We start from the raw sequence: 1,186 nt of genomic DNA, 5'->3' as shown, positions 1-1,186 counted from the left end.
GCGTTACGAGTTACCGGAGGCCATTGCGCAGTTTGCTGGTCTGATCAACGACACGGATGGCCATGAGGCAATGCCGATCAGGCGCTGGGAGGATACCTACGGAGCCGAGGTCCGGCCACTGGCTGCTGCGCTGCTAAACGCGGGCAATGAGGGTGAGGCGATTATCCAGAACCCGGATCTCGAGGGTGACGATACCGAGATCAACGCCGAGACGGTCTGGAAGGTCAAGATGGAGAAGGCGCCGGGCTGCTATGACATCGGGCGACGCCTCGAGGTGATGGACTTCACCGGGATTCACCGGCAGATCATGTATCCGGGGATTGCGCCAATCTACGCGCACGCGCTGTACAACAAGGCTGACGACCCCCGGGTGTTCCGCTCGATCACGGGCGATCGCAAGGCGTATGCCTACCGGCTGATGGACATCTATAACGACTGGTGTGCCCGCGTGTCGAAGGAGCAGGACCGTGTGCGGCCGGTTGCGCTGCTGGTCGACGATACACCGGAGGCGATGTACCAGAAGGCACGACGGCTGGTTGAGCATGGCGTGCGTCTTTTCATGCTTGCCACGGACGAGCCCCCGGGCGGCGTATCACCGGCCAGTCCGCGGATGGATCCGCTCTGGAGTCTGCTGGCGGCGGCGAAGTGCCCGGTGGTGGGTCATATTTCGATCAGTGAGAAACTGCTTGCCACGACGCAGTGGCGCAATGCCCCCGCGTTCCAGGGATGGATGCTTGGGGCGGAGTTCTCCCTTGACCCGTGGACGCTGACCAACATTCACCTGCAGATCCAGAACTACGTGATGACAATGGTGCTGGGTGGCGTGTTCGACCGGCATCCAGATCTTGTGTTTGGGTGTGCGGAATTTACGGGTCACTGGGTCGGCCCACTTGCAGAGAACATGGACCGCTTCTATGGTCGCACGCCGTTTCCTTCGTCGCAGGCCCACACCCGGCTCAAGCTCAAGCCATCGGAATACATCAGCCGCAATCTGCGTGTTGCATGCTTCGACTTCGAGCCGGTCGGCACCTATATCGACCGCTACGGATTCGAGGACGTGTACTGCTATGCCAGCGACTTTCCACATCATGAAGGTGGCAAGGACCCGATGGGCAGCTTCGTGCGCAATTTGCAGGGCCACAGCCCGGAGATCCTGCGCAAGGTATTCATCGATAACGGCAAGGCA

At 60.5% G+C, this 1,186-nt stretch carries 1 protein-coding gene; it reads left to right on the top strand.

Going from position 1 to position 1,186, the window contains the following annotated elements:
• The coding region (locus M0D67_RS42015) for an amidohydrolase family protein (RefSeq protein WP_266243690.1) at positions 1–1,186 on the top strand (1,186 nt) is incomplete at both ends.

This window comes from Paraburkholderia sp. SECH4, assembly GCF_030511745.1.
Classification (GTDB): Bacteria; Pseudomonadota; Gammaproteobacteria; order Burkholderiales; family Burkholderiaceae; genus Paraburkholderia; species Paraburkholderia madseniana.
The sequence above is the reverse complement of the archived record's forward strand: the minus strand, read 5'-3'. Positions and strand labels throughout refer to the sequence as shown.